Source organism: Rhizobacter sp. J219 (assembly GCF_024700055.1).
Lineage (GTDB): Bacteria > Pseudomonadota > Gammaproteobacteria > Burkholderiales > Burkholderiaceae_C > Rhizobacter.
In genome coordinates, this window is record NZ_JAJOND010000001.1 from 3,446,516 (window position 1) to 3,468,520 (window position 22,005).

The 22,005-nt window shown below is 67.1% G+C and carries 21 protein-coding genes and 3 pseudogenes; 17 read left to right on the forward strand and 7 right to left on the reverse strand.

Going from position 1 to position 22,005, the window contains the following annotated elements; genetic code table 11:
- Positions 1–32 precede the first annotated feature (32 nt).
- Positions 33–1,910: an ATP-binding cassette domain-containing protein gene (locus LRS03_RS16190; protein ID WP_257826688.1), complete on the forward strand. Its 1,878-nt coding sequence runs from the start codon at positions 33–35 to the stop codon at positions 1,908–1,910.
- A gap of 7 nt (positions 1,911–1,917) precedes the next feature.
- Here the strand turns inward: LRS03_RS16190 and LRS03_RS16195 are convergent, their stop codons facing one another.
- From LRS03_RS16195 to LRS03_RS16205, 3 genes and pseudogenes are all read right to left on the reverse strand, one after another.
- On the reverse strand, positions 1,918–2,517 hold the full coding sequence (locus LRS03_RS16195) for a hypothetical protein (protein ID WP_257826690.1): 600 nt from the start codon (positions 2,515–2,517) through the stop codon (positions 1,918–1,920).
- A 23-nt stretch (positions 2,518–2,540) separates the two neighbouring features.
- Positions 2,541–2,678: a hypothetical protein gene (locus LRS03_RS16200; RefSeq protein ID WP_257826691.1), complete on the reverse strand. Its 138-nt coding sequence runs from the start codon at positions 2,676–2,678 to the stop codon at positions 2,541–2,543.
- Between the two features lie 40 nt (positions 2,679–2,718).
- Positions 2,719–4,166: pseudogene (locus LRS03_RS16205) on the reverse strand (aminotransferase-like domain-containing protein).
- Positions 4,167–4,265: 99 nt separating this feature from the next.
- On the opposite strand from LRS03_RS16205, the pseudogene LRS03_RS16210 reads away from it, so the two are divergent.
- From LRS03_RS16210 to LRS03_RS16220, 3 genes and pseudogenes are all read left to right on the forward strand, one after another.
- Positions 4,266–5,161: pseudogene (locus LRS03_RS16210) on the forward strand (DMT family transporter).
- A gap of 26 nt (positions 5,162–5,187) precedes the next feature.
- Positions 5,188–6,358: pseudogene (locus LRS03_RS16215) on the forward strand (aminotransferase-like domain-containing protein).
- On the forward strand, positions 6,355–7,191 hold the full coding sequence (locus LRS03_RS16220) for a PhzF family phenazine biosynthesis protein (protein WP_257826692.1): 837 nt from the start codon (positions 6,355–6,357) through the stop codon (positions 7,189–7,191). Before LRS03_RS16215 ends, LRS03_RS16220 begins: the two are co-directional and overlap by 4 nt.
- A 10-nt stretch (positions 7,192–7,201) precedes the next feature.
- Here the strand turns inward: LRS03_RS16220 and LRS03_RS16225 are convergent, their stop codons facing one another.
- The 4 genes from LRS03_RS16225 to LRS03_RS16240 all read right to left on the reverse strand — a co-directional run bounded on the left by LRS03_RS16225 (position 7,202) and on the right by LRS03_RS16240 (position 11,543).
- On the reverse strand, positions 7,202–7,711 hold the full coding sequence (locus LRS03_RS16225) for a GNVR domain-containing protein (protein ID WP_257826694.1): 510 nt from the start codon (positions 7,709–7,711) through the stop codon (positions 7,202–7,204).
- A gap of 429 nt (positions 7,712–8,140) precedes the next feature.
- Complete coding sequence (locus LRS03_RS16230; RefSeq protein ID WP_257826696.1) at positions 8,141–8,452, reverse strand: Wzz/FepE/Etk N-terminal domain-containing protein; 312 nt, start codon at positions 8,450–8,452, stop codon at positions 8,141–8,143.
- A 4-nt stretch (positions 8,453–8,456) separates the two neighbouring features.
- A complete protein-coding gene (locus LRS03_RS16235; protein WP_257826698.1) occupies positions 8,457–10,838 on the reverse strand; it encodes a polysaccharide biosynthesis/export family protein in 2,382 nt (793 codons plus the stop codon).
- Between the two features lie 252 nt (positions 10,839–11,090).
- Positions 11,091–11,543, reverse strand: coding sequence for a c-type cytochrome (locus LRS03_RS16240; RefSeq protein ID WP_257826699.1), 453 nt, complete (start codon positions 11,541–11,543; stop codon positions 11,091–11,093).
- A gap of 192 nt (positions 11,544–11,735) precedes the next feature.
- Between LRS03_RS16240 and LRS03_RS16245 the strand changes: the two genes are divergently transcribed.
- From LRS03_RS16245 to LRS03_RS16305, 13 genes are all read left to right on the forward strand, one after another.
- The gene (locus LRS03_RS16245; protein ID WP_257826701.1) at positions 11,736–12,416 is read left to right on the forward strand and encodes a cytochrome b/b6 domain-containing protein; all 681 of its coding nucleotides are present in this window, start codon (positions 11,736–11,738) and stop codon (positions 12,414–12,416) included.
- A 9-nt stretch (positions 12,417–12,425) separates the two neighbouring features.
- Complete coding sequence (locus LRS03_RS16250) at positions 12,426–12,947, forward strand: GNAT family N-acetyltransferase (protein WP_257826703.1); 522 nt, start codon at positions 12,426–12,428, stop codon at positions 12,945–12,947.
- A 6-nt stretch (positions 12,948–12,953) separates the two neighbouring features.
- Positions 12,954–13,814: an aldose 1-epimerase gene (locus LRS03_RS16255; RefSeq protein ID WP_257826705.1), complete on the forward strand. Its 861-nt coding sequence runs from the start codon at positions 12,954–12,956 to the stop codon at positions 13,812–13,814.
- Complete coding sequence (locus LRS03_RS16260; protein ID WP_257826707.1) at positions 13,811–14,719, forward strand: SMP-30/gluconolactonase/LRE family protein; 909 nt, start codon at positions 13,811–13,813, stop codon at positions 14,717–14,719. Before LRS03_RS16255 ends, LRS03_RS16260 begins: the two co-directional genes overlap by 4 nt.
- Before the next feature lie 109 nt (positions 14,720–14,828).
- The gene (locus tag LRS03_RS16265) at positions 14,829–15,287 is read left to right on the forward strand and encodes an ATP synthase subunit I (RefSeq protein WP_257826708.1); all 459 of its coding nucleotides are present in this window, start codon (positions 14,829–14,831) and stop codon (positions 15,285–15,287) included.
- 23 nt (positions 15,288–15,310) lie between these two features.
- The gene (atpB, locus tag LRS03_RS16270; RefSeq protein WP_257826709.1) at positions 15,311–16,153 is read left to right on the forward strand and encodes a F0F1 ATP synthase subunit A; all 843 of its coding nucleotides are present in this window, start codon (positions 15,311–15,313) and stop codon (positions 16,151–16,153) included.
- A gap of 61 nt (positions 16,154–16,214) precedes the next feature.
- Positions 16,215–16,478, forward strand: coding sequence for a F0F1 ATP synthase subunit C (gene atpE, locus LRS03_RS16275; protein ID WP_047487532.1), 264 nt, complete (start codon positions 16,215–16,217; stop codon positions 16,476–16,478).
- 66 nt (positions 16,479–16,544) lie between these two features.
- Complete coding sequence (locus tag LRS03_RS16280) at positions 16,545–17,015, forward strand: F0F1 ATP synthase subunit B (protein WP_257826710.1); 471 nt, start codon at positions 16,545–16,547, stop codon at positions 17,013–17,015.
- A 2-nt stretch (positions 17,016–17,017) separates the two neighbouring features.
- Positions 17,018–17,551: a F0F1 ATP synthase subunit delta gene (locus LRS03_RS16285; protein ID WP_257826712.1), complete on the forward strand. Its 534-nt coding sequence runs from the start codon at positions 17,018–17,020 to the stop codon at positions 17,549–17,551.
- A 68-nt stretch (positions 17,552–17,619) separates the two neighbouring features.
- Positions 17,620–19,173, forward strand: a complete 1,554-nt coding sequence (gene atpA, locus LRS03_RS16290; RefSeq protein ID WP_257826714.1) for a F0F1 ATP synthase subunit alpha — start codon at positions 17,620–17,622, stop codon at positions 19,171–19,173.
- A gap of 37 nt (positions 19,174–19,210) precedes the next feature.
- On the forward strand, positions 19,211–20,080 hold the full coding sequence (atpG, locus tag LRS03_RS16295) for a F0F1 ATP synthase subunit gamma (protein WP_257826717.1): 870 nt from the start codon (positions 19,211–19,213) through the stop codon (positions 20,078–20,080).
- 33 nt (positions 20,081–20,113) lie between these two features.
- A complete protein-coding gene (gene atpD / locus LRS03_RS16300; protein ID WP_257826718.1) occupies positions 20,114–21,526 on the forward strand; it encodes a F0F1 ATP synthase subunit beta in 1,413 nt (470 codons plus the stop codon).
- Positions 21,527–21,569: 43 nt separating this feature from the next.
- Complete coding sequence (locus LRS03_RS16305) at positions 21,570–21,986, forward strand: F0F1 ATP synthase subunit epsilon (RefSeq protein WP_257826719.1); 417 nt, start codon at positions 21,570–21,572, stop codon at positions 21,984–21,986.
- The last annotated feature ends 19 nt before the right edge of the window (positions 21,987–22,005 follow it).

Consider the following 22,005-nt stretch of genomic DNA (forward strand, 5'->3'; position numbering starts at 1 on the left):
GCGGTGACAATGCGGGTTTTGCCCCGCACCCCATGGCCGTCCTGTCCCTCACCAACGCCCACCTCGCCTACGGCCACGTGGCCCTGCTCGACAAGGCGGCGTTCTCGCTCGAAGCCGGCGAACGCCTCGGCCTGATCGGCCGCAACGGCGCCGGCAAGTCCTCGCTGCTCAAGATCATTGCAGGGCTGGAAAAGCCCGACGACGGGCTGCTGCAGATGACGCAGGGCCTGCGCATCTGCTACGTGCCGCAGGAGCCGGTGTTCGACGCACAGGCGAGCGTCTTCGACACCGTGAGCGAAGGTGTCGCCGAAGCCAAGGCGGTGCGCCAGCAGTACGAAGAGCATGCCGAAGGCGTCGACCTCGACGCCCTGCAGACCCGCATCGAAGCGCTCGACGCCTGGACCTGGGAGCAGCGCGTCGACACCACGCTCGCGCAGCTGCACCTCGACGGCACGCGGGTGGTCGGCGAACTCTCGGGCGGCATGAAGAAGCGTGTGGCGCTCGCGCAGGCGCTGGTCGCCGTGCCCGACGTGCTGCTGCTCGACGAGCCGACCAACCACCTCGACCTCGACTCGATCGCCTGGCTGGAAGAGCTGCTCATCGGCTTCAAGGGCAGCGTGATGCTGATCACCCACGACCGGGCCTTTCTCGACAACGTCGCCACCCGCATCCTCGAACTCGACCGCGGGACCATCCGCAGCTACCCCGGCAACTTCAGCGCCTACGAGCGCACGAAGGAAGAACAGCTCGCCTCCGAGGCTCTCGCGAACGCACGCGCCGACAAGCTGCTGGCCCAGGAAGAGGTGTGGATCAGGAAAGGCGTGGAAGCCCGCCGCACGCGCAGCGTCGCCCGCATCGAGCGGCTCAAGGTGTTGCGCGACCAGCGCCAAAAGCGTCGCGATTCGCTCGGCCAGGTGCGGCTGGAGGTCGACTCCGGCGTGCCCAGCGGCAAGATCGTCGCCGAGCTGAAAGACGTCTCTGTTCGTTTCGGCGAGAAGGTCATCGTCCAGGGCTTCAGCGCCACCATCCTGCGCGGCGACAAGGTGGGCCTGATCGGCCCCAACGGCGCGGGCAAGACCACGCTCCTGAAGCTCATCCTTGGCGAGCTGAAACCCGACAGCGGCAGCGTGCGCCAGGGCTCACGCATCGAGGTGGCCTACTTCGACCAGATGCGCAGCACGCTCAAGCTCGACGCGACGCTCGCCGACACCATCAGCCCGGGCAGCGAGTGGGTGGAGGTGAACGGCCAGCGCAAGCACGTGATGAGCTACCTCACCGATTTCCTCTTTTCGCCCGAGCGCGCCAACTCGCCGGTGCGCACGCTCTCCGGCGGCGAGCGCAACCGCCTGCTGCTCGCGCGGCTCTTTGCGCTGCCGGCCAACGTGCTGGTGCTCGACGAACCCACCAACGACCTCGACATCGACACGCTGGAGCTGCTCGAAGAGCTGCTGCAGTCGTACAACGGCACGGTCTTCCTCGTGAGCCACGACCGGCGCTTCCTCGACAACGTGGTCACGAGCACCATCGCCTGGGAGGGCGACGAGTCGCCGGGCCTGTGGCGCGAATACGAAGGTGGCTACGAAGACTGGAAGCTGCAGCAGGGCCGTGCGCGCGCCTTGCGCGAGGACAAGCCCGCCAAGGCCGCGGCACCTTCCTCCGCGTCAGCGCCGGCCACGCCCGCGCCGAAGAAGGCCAAGCTCAGCTACAAGGAACAGCGCGAACTCGACGGCCTGCCGGCGCGCATCGAAGCGCTCGAAGTCGAGCAGAAAGCGCTCGGCGAGCAGCTGAGCGGCACCGCCATCTACAGCGGCGACCCGCAGGTGCTCGCGCAGACCCAGGCCCGCTTCTCGCAGATCGAGACCGAGCTGATGGAAGCGCTGGAGCGTTGGGAGCTCCTCGGCTCGAAGTAGGGAACCCCTACCGCCCGAGCGCGCCGAAGAACGACTCGCCGAAACCCGTCGGCCGTGTGCGGCTCACGATCAGGCCCGACTGCAGGTAGAGCGCATTGAGCAGCCGCGACGCACGCTCCACGTCGAAGCCCGGCCACTCGGCCATCTCGCGCAGGGTGTAGCGGTCGCCCTGCAGCTTCTGGATCGCCGCCGGCAAGGCGCCGGCGACGCGCAGCCCCGACAGGTCGACCCCCGGCGCCACACGATAGGCGACCTGACCAGCGATCTCGGGCAGCAGGGTGCTGCGGGCGCCCCGCAGCGCCAGTTCCCACAGCAGCGGGCGCAGTGGGTGGTAGTGATGGCCCTCGCCGACCAGCGAAGCTTCGGCATCGCCCGGTGCCCGCAGCACCGCGGGCTCGACGTGCAGCACACGCAGCTCGGTGGGCCGCTGCAGCAGCAAGGCATCGATCGACACCGGGCAGTGCACCAGGCGGTCGAGCGCGAACACGGTGAGCGGCACCACCGACTCGCCCATCTGCAGGTGCACGACCACATGCTGCGCATGCCGCACGCACGCGGCCAGCACCTCCAGCGCCTCGGAAGCCTGGCCCGAGTGCTCGAAGCGCATCAGATCGGCGAGCAGCGACTGGCTCAGCGCCGGCTGGCCATGCGCCAGATCGGTGACGACGCGCGCACGCGGCCCCCCGGCTCATGCAGGTAGCGCTGGAAGTCGCTCACCCGCATCAACTCGGGTTCGCCAAACGGGATGGTGGGTTCGAACAAGCTCATGAACAGTACGAATGTAGGCGACGCTCCCGCACCGCGGCAATCATGATGTGCCGCGCAGGGCATCGCGTGTGCGCTCCAGTGCCCGCCAGAAGCGGGCGTCTTGCGTGCTCGCGAAATTGATGCGCATCAGCGTGGTGGGGCGAGGGGTGGCATGGAACAAGGCCCCCGGCGCGAGCAGCCAGCCCTGGTCGACCATCGCGTGCGACAGGCGCTCAGTGTCCACGCCCACGTCGACCCAGCCGAAAAGACCCCTCGGCGGGCTGGCAAACCGGCAATCCGCCGATTCCGCCAGCTTGACCGAGCGTGCCCGGGCCGCATCGAGCCGCTGGGCCACCCGCTCCGCATGTCGCCGCAGCAGTCCATGCTCCAGGCAATGCGCGAGCGCCTGTTCAGTGACGCCGGGGCTGGTGAGGCTGGTCAGCAGCTTGGTGTCGATGAAACGGTCGACCAGCGCCGGCGGCGCCGCCAGGTAGCCCACACGCCAGTTGGGCACCAGGATCTTCGAGAAGCCCGAGATGTAGACGGTGCGCTCCAGCCCGTCGAGCGCCGACAGGCGCGGCAGATGCAGGGGCGCCAGGTGGGCGTAGGTGTCGTCTTCCACGATGTGCAAGTCGTGGGCGTGCGCAAGCTGCAGCAGGCGGTGTGCGGTGCCAAGCGAGAGCGAGGCGCCGGTCGGGTTGTGCAGCACCGAGACGGTGATGTACAGGCGCGGGCGGTCCTGCGGCTTCTGGGCTTCGATCAGGCGCTGCATCACCGCGAGGTCGGGGCCGTCTTCACCGCGCGGCACCGGCAGCATGCGCAGGCCCAGCGCGGTGAGGCGTGCGTATTCGACCGACCAGCCGGGCTCGTCGACCAGCACGGTGTCGCCGGCGCGCAGGAGGCTTCGGGTCACGATGTCGAGCGCCTGGGTGGCGCCGATGGTGGTGACGATCTGCTCCGGGGTCGCCTTGACGCCAACGTCCACCAGCCGCGTCGACAGCGCCCGGCGCAGCCGCAGCTCGCCCGCCGGCTCGCCGTACTGCAGCGACAGCGGGCCGAGCTGCGCCGGCGCGCTCACGCGGCGCAGGGCGGCGCTCAGCATCGGCAGGTCCAGCCATTCGACCGGCAAAGTGCCCAGGCCCGGCATGGGCTGGCTGCCGGGCGGCTGGAACATGCTGCGCACGAGCATGGTGGCGCTCACCGGCGCCGCCAGCCGGGGGCCGCCGGGCTCGGCGCGTCGACGGCGGGCGGCTCCGGCTCGCGGCGGTGGTCACGCACGAAAAAACCCCGCTGCTTGCGCGCTTCGACCAGGCCCTGGGCCAGCAGCTGGTCGTAGGCGGCGACGACCGTGTAGGGGCTCACGCCGTGCCGGCGCGCACATTCGCGCACCGAGGGCAGGCGGGCGCCGGGTGCCATCAACCGCTGGCGGATGTGCTCGGCAAAGCGGCTCGACAGCTGCTCGGTGAGGGTGGCGTCGGCCTGGCGCGACAAGGGTTGGAGCGGGGTCATGGGATGGCGGCTGTGCTGGAGAAACTACCGATACAGCGTCTGAAATGTGCCGGCCAAGTGTATCGGCTCTGTGCTGGTCAAGCCACCTAGACTGACCGCATGAACCCACAAACCAAAGGCATGTGGCTGGGCCTGGCCGGCGTCACCCTCTTCGCGATGACCACGCCGATGACCCGCCTGGCCGTCGGTCCCGCCGACGACCCACAGCTGCCGCCGCTCTTCGTCACCGCCGGGCGGGCGGCGCTGGCCGGGGTCCTGAGCCTCGTCTACCTGCTGCTCACCCGCGCCCCGCGCCCGCAGGCGCGGCATCTGCCAGCGCTGGCGGTGAGCGCGGCCGGCACGGTGATCGGCTTCCCGCTCTTCCTCGCCCTTGCACTGCGGGAGGTGGACGCGATGCATGCGGCGGTGGTCACCGGACTGTTGCCGCTGGGCACGGCGGTGGTGGCCGCGCTCGTGCTGCGGCAGCGCCCGTCGAACGGCTTCTGGGCCTGCGCCGTGCTCGGCTTCGGGCTGGTGGCGTCGTTCGCATTGACCGCGGGGGGCGCCTCAGCGCCGCCGACGGCCTGCTGATGCTAGCGGTGCTGAGCGCCGCGGTGGGTTATGTGAGCGGGGCGCAGCTGGCGAAGGAGTGGCCGGCCGAACACGTGATCTGCTGGGTGCTCGTGCTGAGCATGCCGCTCACCTGGCCACTCGCGTGGCACACCTGGCCCACGCAGGCGGCCAGCCTGCCGGCCTGGGGCGGCTTCGCCTACGTCACCCTCTTTTCGATGTGGATCGGCTTCTTCGCCTGGTACCGCGCACTGGCATTGGGCGGCACCGTGCGCGTCAGCCAGGTGCAACTGGTGCAGCCGTTCCTGTCGCTGCTGTTCGCCGTGCCGGTGCTGGGCGAGCGGCTCGACGCGATGACCCTTCTCTTTTCGCTTGCGGTGATTGCGACGGTCTTCGTCGGCAAGAGAATGCCGGTGAACCTGCCCACCCCCACGGCCACCCGTTGAACCAACCCATGACCATGACGCCGACACTGCCCTGGACACTCGCCCGCCGCGCCGAGCGCATGAACCCCTCGGTGATCCGCGAGATCCTCAAGGTGACCGAGCAACCCGGCATCATCTCGCTCGCCGGCGGCCTGCCCTCGCCCGACACCTTCCCCATTGAGGCGATGCGCGAGGCCACCGACCGTGTGCTGCGCGACCACCCGCGCGAGGCGCTCCAGTACGCCGCGAGCGAAGGCTTTGCACCCCTGCGCGAGTGGGTGGCGATCGAGATGGCCGAGCAGGGCCTGCAGGTCGAGCCGACGCAGGTGCTCATCACGACCGGCTCGCAGCAAGGGCTCGACCTCGTCGGCAAGGTGCTGATCGACCCCGGCTGCACGGTGGCGGTCGAATCGCCCACCTACCTCGGCGCGCTGCAGGCCTTCAACCCCTTCGAGCCGGACTACGTGGCCCTCGACTGCGACGACGAAGGCCCGCGCGTGGACGGGCTCGCGGCGGCGCGCGGGGCGCGTTTCCTGTACGCGCTGCCGAACTTCCAGAACCCGAGCGGCCGCTGCATCGGCAGCACCCGGCGCGACCAGCTGATGGACGCCGCGCGCACGATGGGCCTGCCGGTGGTGGAAGACAACCCCTACGGGGAGCTTCTGGTATGACGCCGCCCCACCCGCTCCTCTGGCCTCGCGCTGGGCCGAGGGCACGGTCTACCTCGGCTCCTTCTCCAAGGTGCTCGCGCCGGGCCTGCGCCTGGGCTATGTGATCGCGCCCCCACCGCTCTTTCCGAAGCTGCTGCAGGCCAAGCAGGCCGCCGACCTGCACACGCCGGGCTTCAACCAGCGGGTGGTGCATGAGGTGATCCGTGGCGGCTTCCTGCACCAGCACGTGCCGACGATCCGCACGCGCTACAAGGCCCAGCGTGATGCGATGGCGGCGTCGCTGAAGGCGCACCTGCCCAGCGGCTGCCGCTGGAACACACCGCAGGGCGGCATGTTCTTCTGGGTCGAGCTGCCCGAGGGCCTCGACGCCACCGCGCTGCTGCCTCAGGCGGTGGCACTGGGCATGGCCTACGTGCCGGGAGCCGCGTTCTTCGCCGATCAGGCGCGCGCGAACACGCTGCGCCTGTCGTTCGTCACCGTGCCGCCGAAGCAGATCGACCACGGCATCCGGCTGCTGGCCCAAGCCCTGGAGCGCCACCGCCCATGACCACCTTCAAGTTCACCCAGGTCGACGTCTTCACCGACCAGCCCCTCAAGGGCAACCCGCTCGCGGTGGTGCACGGCGCCGATGCGCTGAGCGACGCGCAGATGCAGGCCTTTGCACACTGGACCAACCTGTCGGAGACGACCTTCCTGCTGCAACCCACCGACCCGGCCGCCGACTACCGGGTGCGCATCTTCACGCCCAACGGCGAGTTGCCGTTTGCCGGCCACCCCACGCTGGGCAGCTGCCATGCGTGGCTGCAGTCCGGCGGCACGCCACGGGTGCGCGGGATGGTGGTGCAGCAGTGCGGCGTGGGATTGGTGCGCATTCGCCAGAGCGACCACGGGGCCGCCTTTGCGGCGCCCGCATTGAAGATGGAGGCGGTGGACGAACAGACGCTGACCCGCGTGCTGGCCACGCTCGGGCTCGCCCGCGAGCGGGTGCAGGCCACGCAGTGGCTGCAGAACGGCCCCCGCTGGCTCACCCTGCACGTCGACAGCGCCGAGACGGTGCTTGCGCTGGAACCCGACCACAACGCGTTGAAGGATCTGGCCGAAGTGGGTGTCGTCGGCCCCTACCCGGCCGGCAGCCCGTGCCAGTTCGAAGTGCGCGCCTTCGCCTCGGTCATCGGCGTGCCGGAAGACCCGGTCACCGGCAGCCTGAACGCCGGTGTGGCGCAGTGGCTCATCGAGCGTGGCGTGGCCCCGAAGCGCTACCTGGCCTCACAGGGCCAGCGCCTGGGACGCGCCGGCCGCGTGCAGATCGAGCACGACGGCCGCACGCTGTGGGTGGGGGGCCAGAGCGTGAGCTGCGTGCGGGGCGAGCTGACGCTCTGACCCCCGCCTCTCAGGCCTTGCGGCGCAGGCGCCAGGCGGCGGCGAGGCGGTCCCAGGCCTGGGCGGCCACCGGGTCTTGCTCGCGGATCAGGGCGCGGTAGCGGCGCCAGATGACGAACAGGCTGGAGAGCAGCAGCGCCGCCAGCGTGGCGCCCAAGACGATGAGCGCCCGTGAGGGCTTGGATTTGCGATCCGGCGGCTGGGCCACATCCACCTGCTGCAGCACGGGGCCTTCCTTGGCTTCGTCGAGCTTGGCGACTTCGTACTGGCGCAACATGCTGGCGAGCATGGTCTCCTGGAACTTCACCTCGCGCGCCGCACGCACATAGTCGACAGCCGCGGCCGGCAGCTTGCCGATCGGGATGTCGATGCCCCCCGGGCCCGACGCGGCCTTGGCGCCCGGCGGAACCGAAGACTCCATGCGGGCCAGTTCGCCGCGCAGGGCGGCCAGCTCGGAGGTCAACAACTGCACGTCGGGGTTTTGTGCGGTGGTGGTGGTGCGCATGACCTTCAGGCGCACCTCGCGCTCGATGATCTTGGTCTTGAAGCTCGGCGACCGCCTTGATGATGGCCTCGGCCTGCTGGTCGAGCACGATCATCCCGGACTTCTCCTGAACCTTGAGCAAGGCCTGCTCGGCCTTGACCAGGTTGTCCTTGGTCTCCTTCAGCTGCTGGTCGAAGAAGAGACGGCGCTGCTGGGCTTCGGACACGGCCAGGCGGCCCAGCACCTTGGTCAGCTCCGCGGGGTAGGCGTTGGCCAGCTCGGCTGCGAACTTGGGATCGCGGTCGTCGACCTCCAGGGTGATGACGCCCGACTTCTTGTCGGAGGACACACGCACGTACCGGGGCAAGGTCAAGCGCATGACCTCGTAGCTGTCGACCTTGTAGCGCTTGTACAGGTCGAAGCGGGTCACCAGCGCACGCTGGACGGAGTCGCTTTTCAGCAGGTTCACGTAGGAAGCTCGTCGGGCGTCTTGGCGGCGATCCCACCGGCCAGGCCTCCCAGCGATCCGAGCGCCGCGAGCGCGGCGGCCGAGGAACTCTGCTGCTGCGAGGAGGGCGGCAACAGGGTGGTGCGGGCAGTGAAGACCAGATCACGAGTGAACGCGTAAGCCAAGGAGGCCACGATGGCCAGCCCGGTGACGAGCGCGATGATCCGCTTGCCTTCACCGAGCCACGTCAACAGGTCCAGCAGACCGACCGCTGGCCCTTCGTCAAGCTCTTCTTCCTGCTGCAACACGTGGGGATCGACGGGGTTCATAAGATCAGTTCTTGCGCAGCGTCTGGATCGCCGCCGCTCCGAGCCCGAACTGGTAGAAGATCTGGCTGAAGTCTTTCAGGTTGCGCACGAGGGCTCGGCCCCAGGTTTCGAAATCGAGCTGCGTGGGCACCACGATCGCATCGCCTGGCTGGATGGGTTGCGACTCGATGCCGCCGAAACCCAGGAAGCCGCGACGATCGCTGGCGTGCAGCACGGTGCCATCGGCGCGCAGCACGAACATGTTGGACCGCTCGGCAGCTTCGTCCAAGCCGGCCTGAAGCAGGTAGTCCTCCACCGTGCGGCCAGGTTTCCACAACAAGGCGTTGTTGTTCACCACCGCACCCGCCACCGTGATGAACCCGGGCCTTGCGGGCACGGAGATCCGGTCGGCGTGCTCCAGCGGCACGTCCGGCAAGGCACTGGCGGTCGCATCGTCGGGACGCAACTCGAGTGCAATGCGGCCATTGGGCTCTACCCGCCGCAGCCGCGCCATCTGCGCCTGCGTCGCCGCCGCATTGACCGACGCGCTGCGGTCACCGGAATCGTCACGCCGGTTGGCCGCATCCCGAGCCCCCTGCGTGGCGGCCAGTGTTTCCAGGCGCGAGATGGCCTCGGTCAGGTTCTCGCGCTGGCGGCGACGTGTTTCTTCGCGGGTGAACTCCAGACCGTAGACGTAGGCCTGCGGCGTGAAGCCGCCTGCACGTGCGATCAGCTGCGGGAGGGTCTCGCCCGGCAGCAACTGGTAGACCCCGGGGGCCCCCACCTCGCCTTCCACCGACACCAAGCGCGTCTGCTTGGCTACCGGCACACGGATGTCTTTCTGGCTGTACACCGTGACGACGTCACCCGCCATGGACTCGATGTTGTGGGCGGCATCGCCTTGCAGCACCGCCTTGCCAAGGTTGAACGGAATGACCTGGGTGCTGAGGTCGGGGTTCAGGCGCTCGACGACCGCGTAGTCCCAGTTCAGCTCATCGAAAAGCGCGGCCGGGGCTTTCTTCGCGCGTTCGGCCGCGCTGCGGTCCTCGGCACGGCGCGTACGCTCGGCAGCGCTGCGCCCGGTGCGGCCACCCGCGACAGTTGATTCCGCGCCGTTTCTCCTGTCGGCGGCGTCGGCGTCAACAAATTCCTCGTCTTCCTCGAGCGCCTGCACCAGGAGGTTCTTGCGCCGATAGAAGTCCGGCGCGATGAGGGCGTCCTTGCTGGGAATCAGGTCACGTATGCGCATGCCTGGCCGATACGCATGACGAAGCGGCTGCGCCACGGCGCCCTTCAGCGTGACCGCATTGGCGAACTGCGGCGAGATCGGCAGCAGCGTCAGCACATCGCCGTCGCGCATCGGCCGCTGCAACCCGGCCTCGTCGAGCTTGAACTCTTCGACATAGCGGGCCGCGGGGGTGCGAGCAGGGTCGATGCGCTCGACGAGCACCTTGTTGGGGTTGGTCAGCACCGGCGTTCCGCCGGCATAGCGCAGCACCTCGCGCAGCGGCTCCTGTGCCGACTTCAGTTCATAGATGGCCGGGGTGTCGAGCGCACCGTTGAGCGCCACCCGCGGGCCGGCCGGCTGGAAGACCACCACGTCGCCGGCAATGAGCTGCACGTCTTTTGACTTGTCGCCCTGCACCAGGAAGTCGTAGATGTCGAGTTCTGACAGCACCGCGCCATTGCGGCGCAACAGCACCTTGCGCATCGACCCGTTGGGGCCGGGACCGCCCGCCGCCACGATGGCCGACAACACCGTCCCCTGGCTCGAGACGGTGTAGACCCCCGGCAGACGCGCCGGCCCCACGACGAACACCTTCACGCCCCGCAGCTGACCCAACGAGACGTTGAGGTTGAAGTTGGTGTACAGCCGCCCGATCTGCGCGCGCAGATGCCGCTCGAGATCGGAGGCACGCACCCCCGCCACCGTGAAGCTCCCCACCTTGGGCAGGTTCACCTGGCCGTTGCGGTCGACGACCGCCCGGTAGTCGACGTCGATGGCGCCCCAGGCACGGATCAGCACCTCGTCGCCGGGACCGACGGTGTAGTCGCTTGACACCGGCGCACTGTCGACGCTGCCCAAACGGTTGGCAGCATCGACGAAGAAGCTTGCGCCGAACACCGGAAGCTGGCGACCCGTGGCGGTCTCGACGAAACGCTGGAATTCGCTCGGCCGCGCAGGCGTCAACTGGGTGCGGCGCAGCGGGTCCTCATCGCGCGCACGGCCCGAGCCCACGCCCGGTTGGTCACCGGTGGCGCCACGCGCCGGCTGTCGCCCCATGCCCGAAGGCAACTGCGGCATCGGGCTGCCGGTCGGCGCCGAAGCACCCGTGCCAGCGCCCGCTGCGTACGACGGTGTGTTGAAGGTGCCGCCGCCGGCCTCTTCGGCAGCGTGGCCCGCCACCGCACACAACGCCAAACCGAGGGGCAGAGCCCGAAACATCCAGTGGGAGGAACTAGGCCGAAACAAGGTCATGCGAAGCGGGCTCGTGACTGCGGCGATGCGGGCGCATCACCATTTCCAAGGGCAAGAAGGCCGCAAAAAAACGGCAGCGGGCAATGGTAGCGGAAGGGCCTGCACCGCCCGCCCCCCTGCAAGCCCCAATGAAAAGGCCCGCGCGGGGCGGGCCTTCATGCGGGAGACACGAGATGGTGCTCAGTCGCGCCGATAGGTGTCATGGCAGGCCTTGCAGGCCTGGCCCACCGCCCCGGCCGCAGTCCGCATCGCGGCCTGGTCACCCGACTTGGCCGCGGCGTTGAGCTTGGCCATCTCTTCCTGCATCTTGGTGGCACCGGCATTGAACTTGTCGCGCTCCGACCAGATCTCGGCCTTGGCGCGTGTGTCGCCCTTGTCGGTACCTTCGCCAAAGGCGGCGTACGGCAGCGCCGCCATCATGTTGGCGATCTCGGCGTTGGAGGCGGCTGCCTTGGCATCGAACGGGATGCGCCCATTGGCCATCGCCGCCACGCGCCCGAAGTGCGACGCCATCACGGTGAAGGCGGCTTTGCGGTACTTGATGGCATCTTCCGGCTTGGCGAACTGGGCAGCGGCGGGAAGCGCGGTCGCGAGACCGGCGGCGGCGGCCACGGCAAGGAACAGACGTTTCATGCGGGTTCTCCTGGCAAAAGTGAAGGGCTGAGACCAGGGCACACCGCTTGCTCACGGCAGCCCGGGCGCAGTGTACGCAGCACTCGCCGGCGGTGTTCATTGCGGGGCATCACCCGCGGGAGATCACGCCACCCGCTCGCCAGCCAGGCGTCGACCGGGTATCTTTCAGCTCCCGCTTCCTGACCGCCCACCATGCCGCCTACCCTCCAACGCGTCCGCGTCTGGGACCTGCCGACCCGGCTCTTCCACTGGTTGCTTGCCGCTTGTGTCATCGGGTCCATCGTCAGCGCGAAGGTGGGAGGCAATGCAATGGTCTGGCACTTCCGGCTGGGCTACGCCATCCTGGCGCTGCTGGCGTTTCGCGTGTTGTGGGGCCTGGTGGGCGGACATTGGTCGCGCTTCGTGCGCTTCGTGTACTCGCCAGCCACCTTGTGGCGCTACCTCGGAGGCCGGCAGCGCGACGACGAGCACCTCGACGTCGGCCACACGCCCACCGGTGCGCTGTCGGTGTTTGCGCTGCTGGGCATCCTCGCGCTCCAGGTGGCCACCGGCCTGGTGGCCGACGACGAGATCGCCAACACCGGCCCGCTGATCCGGTTCGTGAGCGGTGCGACCAGCAGCCTGGCCACCGGGTGGCACAAGGGCTGGGGCCAATGGTTCATCATCGGCCTGGTCGTGCTGCACATCGCGGCGATCGTGTTCTACCTCGTGAAGAAACGGATCAACCTGGTGGCCCCGATGCTGCACGGCGACAAGGCTCTGCCCGAGGGCGTCCCGGCGTCGGCCGACGGCACCGGGACGCGCGCACTCGCTGCAGCCCTGTTGGCCGGCTGTGCCGCGGGTGTCGCCTGGCTGGTCAGCCTGGGGGGCTGACGACGTCGCATGGACACGCCGACCATCCAACTCCTCACCGCAGACACCCCCGAACTGATCGCCGACACCCGCGCGATCTTTCGTGAGTACGCCGCGAGCCTCAACGTCGATCTGTGCTTTCAAGGTTTCGAGGCCGAGTTGGCGAACCTGCCCGGCGACTACGCCTCGCCGGCGGGCCAGTTGCTGCTCGCCCTCGTCGACGGCAACGTCGCGGGTTGCGGCGCCCTGCGGCCCTTGCACGATGCCGACTACCCGAACGCCTGCGAAATGAAGCGCCTCTATGTGCGGCCGGCGTTTCGCCGCTTCGGCCTCGGCCGCCTGCTGGCGCTGCACCTGCTCGACGATGCGCGCCGCGCCGGCTATTCCAACATGCTGCTCGACACGCTCGACGACATGGAATCGGCCCGCGAGCTGTATGCGACGCTGGGCTTCGAGGAAGTGCCGCCCTACTACTACAACCCCATCCCCGGCGCGCACTACCTGAGAGCCAGGCTGGACCACAGCGCCGAGTTCAAGGCGTCGAGGCGGTAGACCGGCATGCGCGAACCACCTCAGGCCGGGTGCGAGTTGCGCGCCGGTGATCTGCGCCTCGCCGTGCGGCCCGACCTGGGCGGCTGCATCGCGGGCCTGTGGCACGACGGCGTGCCGGTGCTGCTGTCAGCCGAGCCCGACACCTTGCGCGCCTCGCGCCCGTCGGGCAGCTTTCCGCTGGTGCCGTACTCCAACCGCCTGGGGTACCGACGCTTCCAGTGGCAGGGCCGGGAGCACCAGACCGCACCGAATTTAGGCGGCAGCCCCCACTCGCTTCACGGCGTGGCGTGGCTGCGCGCGTGGCAGGTGATGTCGCTCGACAGCCACGCACTGGTGCTGCGCTACGACCACCAGCCTGATGCCCACTGGCCATTTGCGTTCGCCGTGCAACAGCGCTTCGCGCTCACGCCAGGCCGCCTCTCGATGCAACTCACGATGACCAACACATCGCCGCAAGGTCAACCGGCAGGGGTCGGCTGGCACCCCTACTTTCCGAAGCGCTCGCGCAGCCATCTGCGGGCGCAGGTGCAGCAACGCTGGGCGTTCGACGAAGCCCACCTGCCCACCCTCGCGAGCCCGCATCCGGGCATCGACGACGACATTGCGCACCTGCGACTCGACCACTGCTTCGACGGTTGGCAAGGCACCGCCGAAATCCGCGATGAACGCTTCTCACTAACCCTCCGTTCGTCGGTGAACCGCCTGGTCGTCTACACCCCCACCGACAAGGACTACTTCTGTGTGGAACCCGTGAGCCACGTGAACAACGCCCTGCAGATGGTCGACCCATCCCAGCACGGCGTGGTGGCCCTGACCCCAGGCGACAGCACCGAAGCCTGGATGACCCTCGACGTGAACCCACTGTGACAAGCACTTCCTCCGACATCACCGCGCTCGATGCGCCCGCCTCGCTGCTTGGCGAGTCTCCGCTCTGGCACCCGGTGGAACAGCAGCTCTACTGGACCGACATCCCCGGCAAAGCCCTGCACTGCCATGACCCGCGCAGCGGCCGCCACCAGAGCTGGGCCATCGAGACCGAGGTCGGCAGCCTCGCACCCATGCGTGACGGTGGCCTGCTGCTCGCGCGCAGAGACGGGCTTTGGCACTTCGACACCGAAACCGCACGGCAGCACCTGCTGGCCGAGGCCCCGTACGACCCCAGCCGCGAGCGCTTCAACGACGGCAAGTGCGACCCCCAGGGACGCTTCTGGACCGGCACGATCTACGAGCCACGCGACGCCGCCCTGGCATCTCTTTACTGCTATGACCGAGAGCACGGCTTGCGCCGCATGGCCGGCGACATCACGGTCGGCAACGGTCTCGCCTGGAGCCCCGACGGCCGCACGCTCTATTACAGCGACACCAAGACGCACACCATTTACACCCAGGAGTTCGATGCCGCCACGGGGCTGCCCGGCACACGGCGCGTCCTCGCCCAGTTCCCGCTCAAGCAGCCGGAACAGGACCTGGCAAGCTATGGCGGGCGCCCCGACGGCGCCGCCATCGATGCGGAAGGCGCTTACTGGTGCGCCATGTTCGAAGGCCAGCGCCTCCTGCGACTGTCACCGCGCGGCGAGCTGCTGCGTGAGATTCACCTGCCGGTGCGCTGCGCCACCATGCCTTGCTTCGGCGGTCCGGACCTGAAGACGCTCTTCATCACCACCTCGCGCGAAAAACGGCCCGAGGCCGAACTCCTGGCCCAGCCTCTTGCAGGCCGCATCCTCAGCCTGCGCGTCGACACCCCCGGACTTCCGGCCAACTGCTTCGGTTGAGCGTCTGGCAACCGGCGCGCCAGAAGTAACGCCTCCAGACCCTTCTGGAGCCGCAGGGGTTTCCACGTATAATCCCGAGGCTTTGCTGCAACCGCCTGTAACCCGAGCCATGACCAACCCTGTGGGCCGTGACTCGTGGCCAGATGAGGCAGATCAGCCGCCTTTCAAGCCGCTGACCGCCGAAGAAGCCAAAGCCCTGAAGTCAACGCTCCCCATGGTGTCGCCGTGGCGGGTGATCGTCGTTCAGGCGTTGGTCGGTTTGCTGTGCACCGCTGTGGTCTGGGCGGTCACGCAACGCAGTTCGGCAGCTTGGTCGGCGCTCTACGGCGCGCTGGCCGTGGTGCTTCCAGGGGCCTTGTTGGCCCGAGGAATGACCAGGGGAACACGAAGCCCGGTGGCTGCGGCCGTCGGTTTCATGTTCTGGGAAATGCTGAAGATTGCGGCTGCGATCGCCATGTTGGTGATCGCAGCCAGAGTGGTGCCCCAACTGAGCTGGCCAGCCCTGCTGATCACGATGGTGGTGTGCATGAAGGTGAACTGGCTGGCGCTCGTGTGGCGCCGGTCTTGATGGACAAGATTCAGGACTGACCCATGGCAAGCGCAGGCGAACACGCACCATCCGCAGGTGAATACATCAGCCACCACCTGCACCACCTGCAGAACCACCACCAGACCGGCCCCGTCGACTTTTCAGTCATCAACCTCGATTCCATCTTCTTCAGCGTGGTGCTGGGGGTGATCGGTTGCTGGCTGCTGTGGCTGGCCGCGCGCAAGGCGACGTCGGGTCGCCCGGGCCGCTTCCAGGCGGCGGTGGAAATCCTCGTCGAGATGGTCGACAGCCAGGCGAAGGGCATCGTGCACAACGCACAAAGCCGCAAGCTCGTCGCCCCGCTGGCGCTCACCGTGTTCGTCTGGATTTTCCTGATGAACTTCATGGACATGCTGCCGGTCGATGGTCTGCCCTTCCTCAACGACAAGTTCGTCGGCCTGCCTTACCTGCGCGTCGTGCCAACCGCCGACCTCTCGATCACGATGGGCCTGTCAGTGGGCGTGCTGCTGCTGTGCCTCTTCTACAACGTGAAGATCAAGGGTGCGGGCGGCTGGATCCATGAACTCTTCGCAGCACCGTTTGGCGACAAGTGGTTCCTGTACCCCTTCAACTTCGCGATGCAGATCATCGAGTTCATCGCCAAGACTGTGTCTCACGGCATGCGGCTGTTCGGCAACATGTACGCCGGCGAACTGATCTTCATGCTGATCGCCCTCATGGGTGGCGCCTTCGCCTGGAACGCGACCGGCATCGGCCTCTTCCTCGGCCACATCGTCGCCGGCACGGTGTGGACCATCTTCCACATCCTGATCATCACCTTGCAGGCCTTCGTGTTCATGATGCTCACGCTGGTCTACATCGGCCAGGCGCACGACGCCCACTGATCACCGCAGTTTCCCGTTCGTTTTCATTCCCCTTTCTTTCCTAAAACCCTAAGGAGTCATCATGGAAGTCATTAGCTTTGTTGCCCTCGCCGCCGGCCTCATCATCGGTCTGGGTGCCGTTGGTGCCTGTATCGGCATCGGCATCATGGGCAGCAAGTACCTCGAGTCGGCCGCCCGCCAGCCCGAGCTGATGAACGAACTGCAAACCAAGATGTTCCTGCTGGCCGGCCTGATCGACGCTGCGTTCATCATCGGTACCGGTATCGCACTCTGGTTCGCCACCGCCAACCCGTTCCTGGCCCAGATCGCCAATCTGCCGAAGTAATGCACGACGGGCTTCGCCCGACGTCGCCGTACTTTTGATCTGTCCAAATTTCGAGAAGGCAACACCGTGAGCATCAACGCTACGCTGATCGCGCAGCTGATCGTGTTCCTGATTCTGGTGTGGTTCACGATGAAGTTCATCTGGCCGCCCATCGTCAAGGCACTCGACGAGCGTGCGCAGAAGATCGCCGACGGCCTGTCGGCTGCCGACAAGGCCAAGAGCGAACTCGCCGCCGCCAACAAGCGTGTGGAAGAGCAGCTGTCGGCCGCCCGCAACGACTCGGCACAGCGCCTGGCCGATGCCGAGCGCCTGGCCCAGTCGATGGTCGAAGAAGCCAAGACGCGCGCTTCCGAAGAAGGCGCCAAGATCGTCGCCGCTGCCAAGGCCGAAGCCGAGCAGGAGTCGATCAAGGCCCGCGAGGCCTTACGCGAGCAGGTGGCTGCGCTGGCCGTGAAGGGCGCTGAGGCCATCCTGCGCAAGGAAGTCAACGCCGGCGTGCACGCCGACCTCTTGAACCGCCTCAAGGCCGAGCTCTGACCATGGCCGAGCTTGCAACCATCGCCCGCCCGTACGCCGAAGCGCTGTACAAGGCCGCCGGCAACGCCGACGTGAAGCCCCTGGTCGAGCAGCTCGACGCGGTGGCCTCCGTCGCCGCCGACGCGCAACTGCGCTCATTCGCCGACAACCCGAAGGTCACCACCCAGCAGGTCTTCGACGTCATCACCAGCGTCGCGAAGACCACGCTGTCGAACCACGTCAGCAACCTGCTGCGCACCGTCATCGAGAACGGCCGCCTGGCCGCGTTGCCTGAAGTCGCCAAGCAGTTCCACACCCTGGCCAACGCCAAGTCCGGCGTGTCTGAAGCCACGGTGTACAGCGCCTTCCCGATCGATGCGTCGCAGCTGTCGGGTGTGGTGGCCTCGTTGGAAAAGCGCTTTGGCCGCAAGCTCAACGCGACGGTGCAGCTCGATCCTGAACTGATCGGCGGCATCAAGGTGGTGGTCGGCGATGAGGTGCTCGACACCTCGGTCAAAGCCCGTCTTGAACAAATGAAGGTGGCGCTGACGGCCTGACGCTCTTTGAGTGCAGCACCCACATCGTCTGACACTGCAGGCCTTGCGCCCGCGGACCGGAGAAAGCAATGCAACTGAACCCCGCTGAAATTTCCGAGCTGATCAAGAGCCGCATCGAAGGCCTGGCTGGCTCGACCGACATTCGCAACCAGGGCACCGTCGTCTCGGTGACCGACGGCATCGTCCGAATCCACGGCCTGTCCGATGTGATGCAGGGCGAAATGCTCGAATTCACCGCCGGCTCCGATGGCCAGCCGACCTATGGCCTCGCCCTGAACCTCGAGCGCGACTCCGTCGGCGCCGTGATCCTGGGCGAGTACGAGCACATCTCGGAGGGCGACACGGTCAAGTGCACCGGCCGCATTCTCGAAGTGCCGATCGGTCCCGAACTCAAGGGCCGCGTGGTCAACGCCCTCGGTCAGCCGATCGACGGCAAGGGCCCGATCAACGCCAAGCTGACCGCCCCGATCGAAAAGATCGCCCCGGGCGTGATCGCGCGTAAGTCGGTCGACCAGCCGATGCAGACCGGTCTCAAGTCCATCGACTCGATGGTGCCCATCGGCCGTGGCCAGCGCGAACTGATCATCGGCGACCGCCAGACCGGCAAGACCGCGGTGGCGATCGACACGATCATCAACCAGAAGGGTCAGAACATGACCTGCATCTACGTCGCGATCGGCCAGAAAGCCTCGTCGATCAAGAACGTGGTGCGCGCGCTCGAAGCCAACGGCGCGATGGAGTACACCATCGTCGTCGCCGCCTCGGCCGCCGAATCGGCCGCCATGCAGTACGTGTCGGCCTACTCGGGCTGCACGATGGGTGAGTACTTCCGCGACCGCGGCGAAGACGCGCTGATCGTGTACGACGACCTGTCCAAGCAGGCCGTGGCCTACCGCCAGGTGTCGCTGCTGCTGCGCCGCCCGCCGGGCCGCGAAGCCTACCCTGGTGACGTGTTCTATCTCCACAGCCGCCTGCTGGAGCGTGCCGCCCGCGTGAACGCCGACTACGTCGAAGCCTTCACCAAGGGTGAAGTCAAGGGCAAGACCGGTTCGCTGACCGCGCTGCCCATCATCGAGACGCAAGCCGGTGACGTGTCGGCCTTCGTGCCGACCAACGTGATCTCGATCACCGACGGCCAGATCTTCCTCGAGACCTCGCTGTTCAACGCCGGCATCCGTCCCGCCATCAACGCCGGTATCTCGGTGTCGCGCGTGGGCTCGGCGGCACAGACCGACGTCGTCAAGCGTCAGTCGGGCGGTATCCGTACCAACCTCGCCCAGTACCGCGAGCTGGCCGCATTCGCGCAGTTCGCCTCCGACCTGGACGAAGCCACCCGCAAGCAGCTCGACCGCGGTGCCCGCGTGACCGAACTGCTGAAGCAGCCCCAGTACTCGCCGCTGCCCATCAGCCTGATGTCGGCCACGCTCTTTGCCGTGAACGAGAACTTCATGGACGACATCGACGTCAAGAAGGTCCTCGCCTTCGAAGCGGGCCTGCACCAGTTCCTGAAGACCAGCCACGCCGGCCTGCTGAAGAAGATCGAAGACACCAAGAAGCTCGACGACGAGTCGAAGGCCGAACTGAAGAACGCCATCGGCGCCTTCAAGAAGTCCTTCGCCTGAAGCCGAAGCCCTGAAGGTCTGAACACAGGAGCTCCGCATGGCAGCAGGCAAGGAAATACGCGGCAAGATCAAATCGGTGGAGAACACCAAGAAGATCACCAAGGCCATGGAGATGGTTGCCGCCTCCAAGATGCGCAAGGCGCAGGACCGCATGCGCCATGCGCGTCCGTACGCCGAGAAGGTGCGCAGTCTGGCGGCCAACCTTTCTCAGGCCACGCCCGAGTACAAGCATCCGTTCATGGTGAAGAACGACGGCGCCAAAACCGCCGGCTTCATCGTCGTCACCACCGACAAGGGCCTGTGCGGCGGCTTGAACACCAACGTGCTGCGTGCCGTCACCGGCAAGCTGCGCGAGCTGGAAACGGCCGGTCAGAAGAGCGAGGTCGTGGCGATTGGCAACAAGGGCCTGGGCTTTCTCAACCGCATCGGCGCCAAGGTGGTGTCGCAGGTCACGCAGCTGGGCGACCAGCCGCACCTCGACAAGCTGATCGGCCCGGTGAAGGTGCTGCTCGACGCGTACGCCGAAGGCAAGCTCTCTGCCGTGTACCTCTGCTACACCCGCTTCATCAACACGATGAAGCAGGAGCCGGTGGTGCAGCAGCTGCTGCCGCTCTCGGCCGAGAGCATGGCGGTCGACAAGGGCAGCCATGGTTGGGACTATCTCTACGAGCCCGATGCCGCCACGGTGATCGACGAGCTGCTCGTGCGCTACACCGAAGCCCTGGTCTACCAGGCCGTGGCCGAGAACATGGCCTCGGAGCAGTCGGCGCGCATGGTCGCGATGAAGTCCGCCACCGACAACGCCGGTAACGTGATTGCCGAGCTGAAGCTGGTCTACAACAAGACCCGCCAGGCGGCGATCACCAAAGAACTGTCCGAGATCGTTGCTGGCGCAGCGGCGGTCTAACGCAAAAGATTTTCTAGATCCAAAGGAAAGAACATGGCTTCGGTTGCAGCAGAAGGCAAGATTGTTCAGTGCATCGGCGCGGTGGTGGACGTGGAGTTCCCCCGCAACGCGATGCCCAAGGTGTACGACGCCCTGAAGCTCGAGGGCTCGGCGCTGACGCTCGAAGTCCAGCAGCAGCTGGGCGACGGCGTGGTGCGCACGATTGCACTGGGTTCGTCCGACGGCCTGCGCCGCGGCCTGACCGTCTCCAACACCGGCAAGCCGATCATGGTGCCGGTGGGCCCGGCCACCCTTGGCCGCATCATGGACGTGCTGGGCACGCCGATCGACGAGCGTGGCCCCGTGAGCCAGGAGCTCACCGCCTCCATCCACCGCAAGCCGCCCGCGTATGACGAGCTGAGCCCCTCGCAGGACCTGCTCGAAACCGGCATCAAGGTGATCGACCTGGTTTGCCCGTTCGCCAAGGGCGGCAAGGTGGGCCTGTTCGGCGGCGCCGGCGTGGGCAAGACCGTGAACATGATGGAACTCATCAACAACATCGCCAAGGCCCACTCGGGTCTGTCGGTGTTCGCGGGTGTGGGCGAGCGTACCCGCGAGGGCAACGACTTCTATCACGAGATGTCCGACTCCAAGGTCGTCGACCAGGAGAACCTCGCGAACTCCAAGGTCGCGATGGTGTACGGCCAGATGAACGAACCCCCGGGCAACCGCCTGCGCGTGGCCCTGACCGGCCTGACCATCGCCGAGTCGTTCCGCGACGAAGGCCGTGACGTGCTGTTCTTCGTCGACAACATCTACCGCTACACGCTGGCCGGTACCGAAGTGTCGGCACTGCTGGGCCGCATGCCCTCCGCCGTGGGCTACCAGCCGACGCTGGCCGAAGAAATGGGCCGCCTGCAGGAGCGCATCACCTCGACCAAGGTCGGCTCGATCACCTCGATCCAGGCCGTGTACGTGCCCGCGGACGACCTGACCGACCCGTCGCCTGCCACCACCTTCGCCCACCTGGACTCGACCGTGGTGCTGTCGCGTGACATCGCGTCGCTCGGCATCTACCCCGCCGTGGACCCGCTCGACTCGACGTCGCGCCAGCTGGACCCCAACGTCGTCGGCGAAGAGCACTACACCGTGGCTCGCGCCGTCCAGGGCACGCTGCAGCGCTACAAGGAACTGCGCGACATCATCGCGATTCTGGGCATGGACGAACTCGCCCCGGAAGACAAGCTGGCCGTGGCCCGCGCCCGCAAGATCCAGCGTTTCCTGTCGCAGCCCTTCCACGTGGCCGAAGTGTTCACCGGCTCGCCCGGCAAGTACGTGCCGCTGAAGGAAACCATCCGCGGCTTCAAGATGATCGTGAACGGCGAGTGCGACTCGCTGCCCGAGCAGGCCTTCTACATGGTCGGCACCATCGACGAAGCCATCGAGAAGGCGAAGAAGATCCAGTAAGCCCTGCGCTTGCCGGACCTCTCTCAACCTTTAAGGACACCACATGGCAACCCTGCACGTAGACGTCGTCTCCGCCGAAGAGAGCATCTTCTCCGGCGAGGCGAAGTTCGTCGCCCTGCCGGGTGAACTGGGCGAGCTCGGGATCTACCCGCGCCACACGCCCCTGATCACCCGCATCAAGCCGGGCGCGGTGCGCATCGAGCGCGCCGACAACGGCCAGGAAGAGTTCGTGTTCGTCGCCGGCGGCATTCTCGAAGTGCAACCGGGCACGGTCACCGTGCTCGCCGACACCGCCATCCGCGGCAAGGACCTCGACGAAGCCAAGGCCACCGAAGCGAAGAAGCTCGCCGAAGAAGCGTTGAAGAACGCCAAGAGCGACCTCGACCTCGCCAAGGCCCAGAACGAACTGGTGGCGCTCGCCGCCCAGATCGCCGCACTGCGCAAGTTCCGCAAGAAATAACCAGAACCCTATTCCAGGC

Coding starts and splice junctions, on each gene's coding strand:
- LRS03_RS16230 (WP_257826696.1), bottom strand. CDS start 8,452: ATGAACCCCGTCGATCCCCACGTGTTGCAGCAGGAAGAAGAGCTTGAC.
- atpG (WP_257826717.1), top strand. CDS start 19,211: ATGGCAGCAGGCAAGGAAATACGCGGCAAGATCAAATCGGTGGAGAAC.
- LRS03_RS16305 (WP_257826719.1), top strand. CDS start 21,570: ATGGCAACCCTGCACGTAGACGTCGTCTCCGCCGAAGAGAGCATCTTC.
- atpE (WP_047487532.1), top strand. CDS start 16,215: ATGGAAGTCATTAGCTTTGTTGCCCTCGCCGCCGGCCTCATCATCGGT.
- LRS03_RS16200 (WP_257826691.1), bottom strand. CDS start 2,678: ATGAGCTTGTTCGAACCCACCATCCCGTTTGGCGAACCCGAGTTGATG.
- atpB (WP_257826709.1), top strand. CDS start 15,311: ATGGCAAGCGCAGGCGAACACGCACCATCCGCAGGTGAATACATCAGC.
- LRS03_RS16250 (WP_257826703.1), top strand. CDS start 12,426: ATGGACACGCCGACCATCCAACTCCTCACCGCAGACACCCCCGAACTG.
- LRS03_RS16255 (WP_257826705.1), top strand. CDS start 12,954: ATGCGCGAACCACCTCAGGCCGGGTGCGAGTTGCGCGCCGGTGATCTG.
- LRS03_RS16265 (WP_257826708.1), top strand. CDS start 14,829: ATGACCAACCCTGTGGGCCGTGACTCGTGGCCAGATGAGGCAGATCAG.
- atpA (WP_257826714.1), top strand. CDS start 17,620: ATGCAACTGAACCCCGCTGAAATTTCCGAGCTGATCAAGAGCCGCATC.
- LRS03_RS16245 (WP_257826701.1), top strand. CDS start 11,736: ATGCCGCCTACCCTCCAACGCGTCCGCGTCTGGGACCTGCCGACCCGG.
- LRS03_RS16285 (WP_257826712.1), top strand. CDS start 17,018: ATGGCCGAGCTTGCAACCATCGCCCGCCCGTACGCCGAAGCGCTGTAC.
- LRS03_RS16195 (WP_257826690.1), bottom strand. CDS start 2,517: ATGCGCTTCGAGCACTCGGGCCAGGCTTCCGAGGCGCTGGAGGTGCTG.
- LRS03_RS16190 (WP_257826688.1), top strand. CDS start 33: ATGGCCGTCCTGTCCCTCACCAACGCCCACCTCGCCTACGGCCACGTG.
- LRS03_RS16240 (WP_257826699.1), bottom strand. CDS start 11,543: ATGAAACGTCTGTTCCTTGCCGTGGCCGCCGCCGCCGGTCTCGCGACC.
- LRS03_RS16220 (WP_257826692.1), top strand. CDS start 6,355: ATGACCACCTTCAAGTTCACCCAGGTCGACGTCTTCACCGACCAGCCC.
- atpD (WP_257826718.1), top strand. CDS start 20,114: ATGGCTTCGGTTGCAGCAGAAGGCAAGATTGTTCAGTGCATCGGCGCG.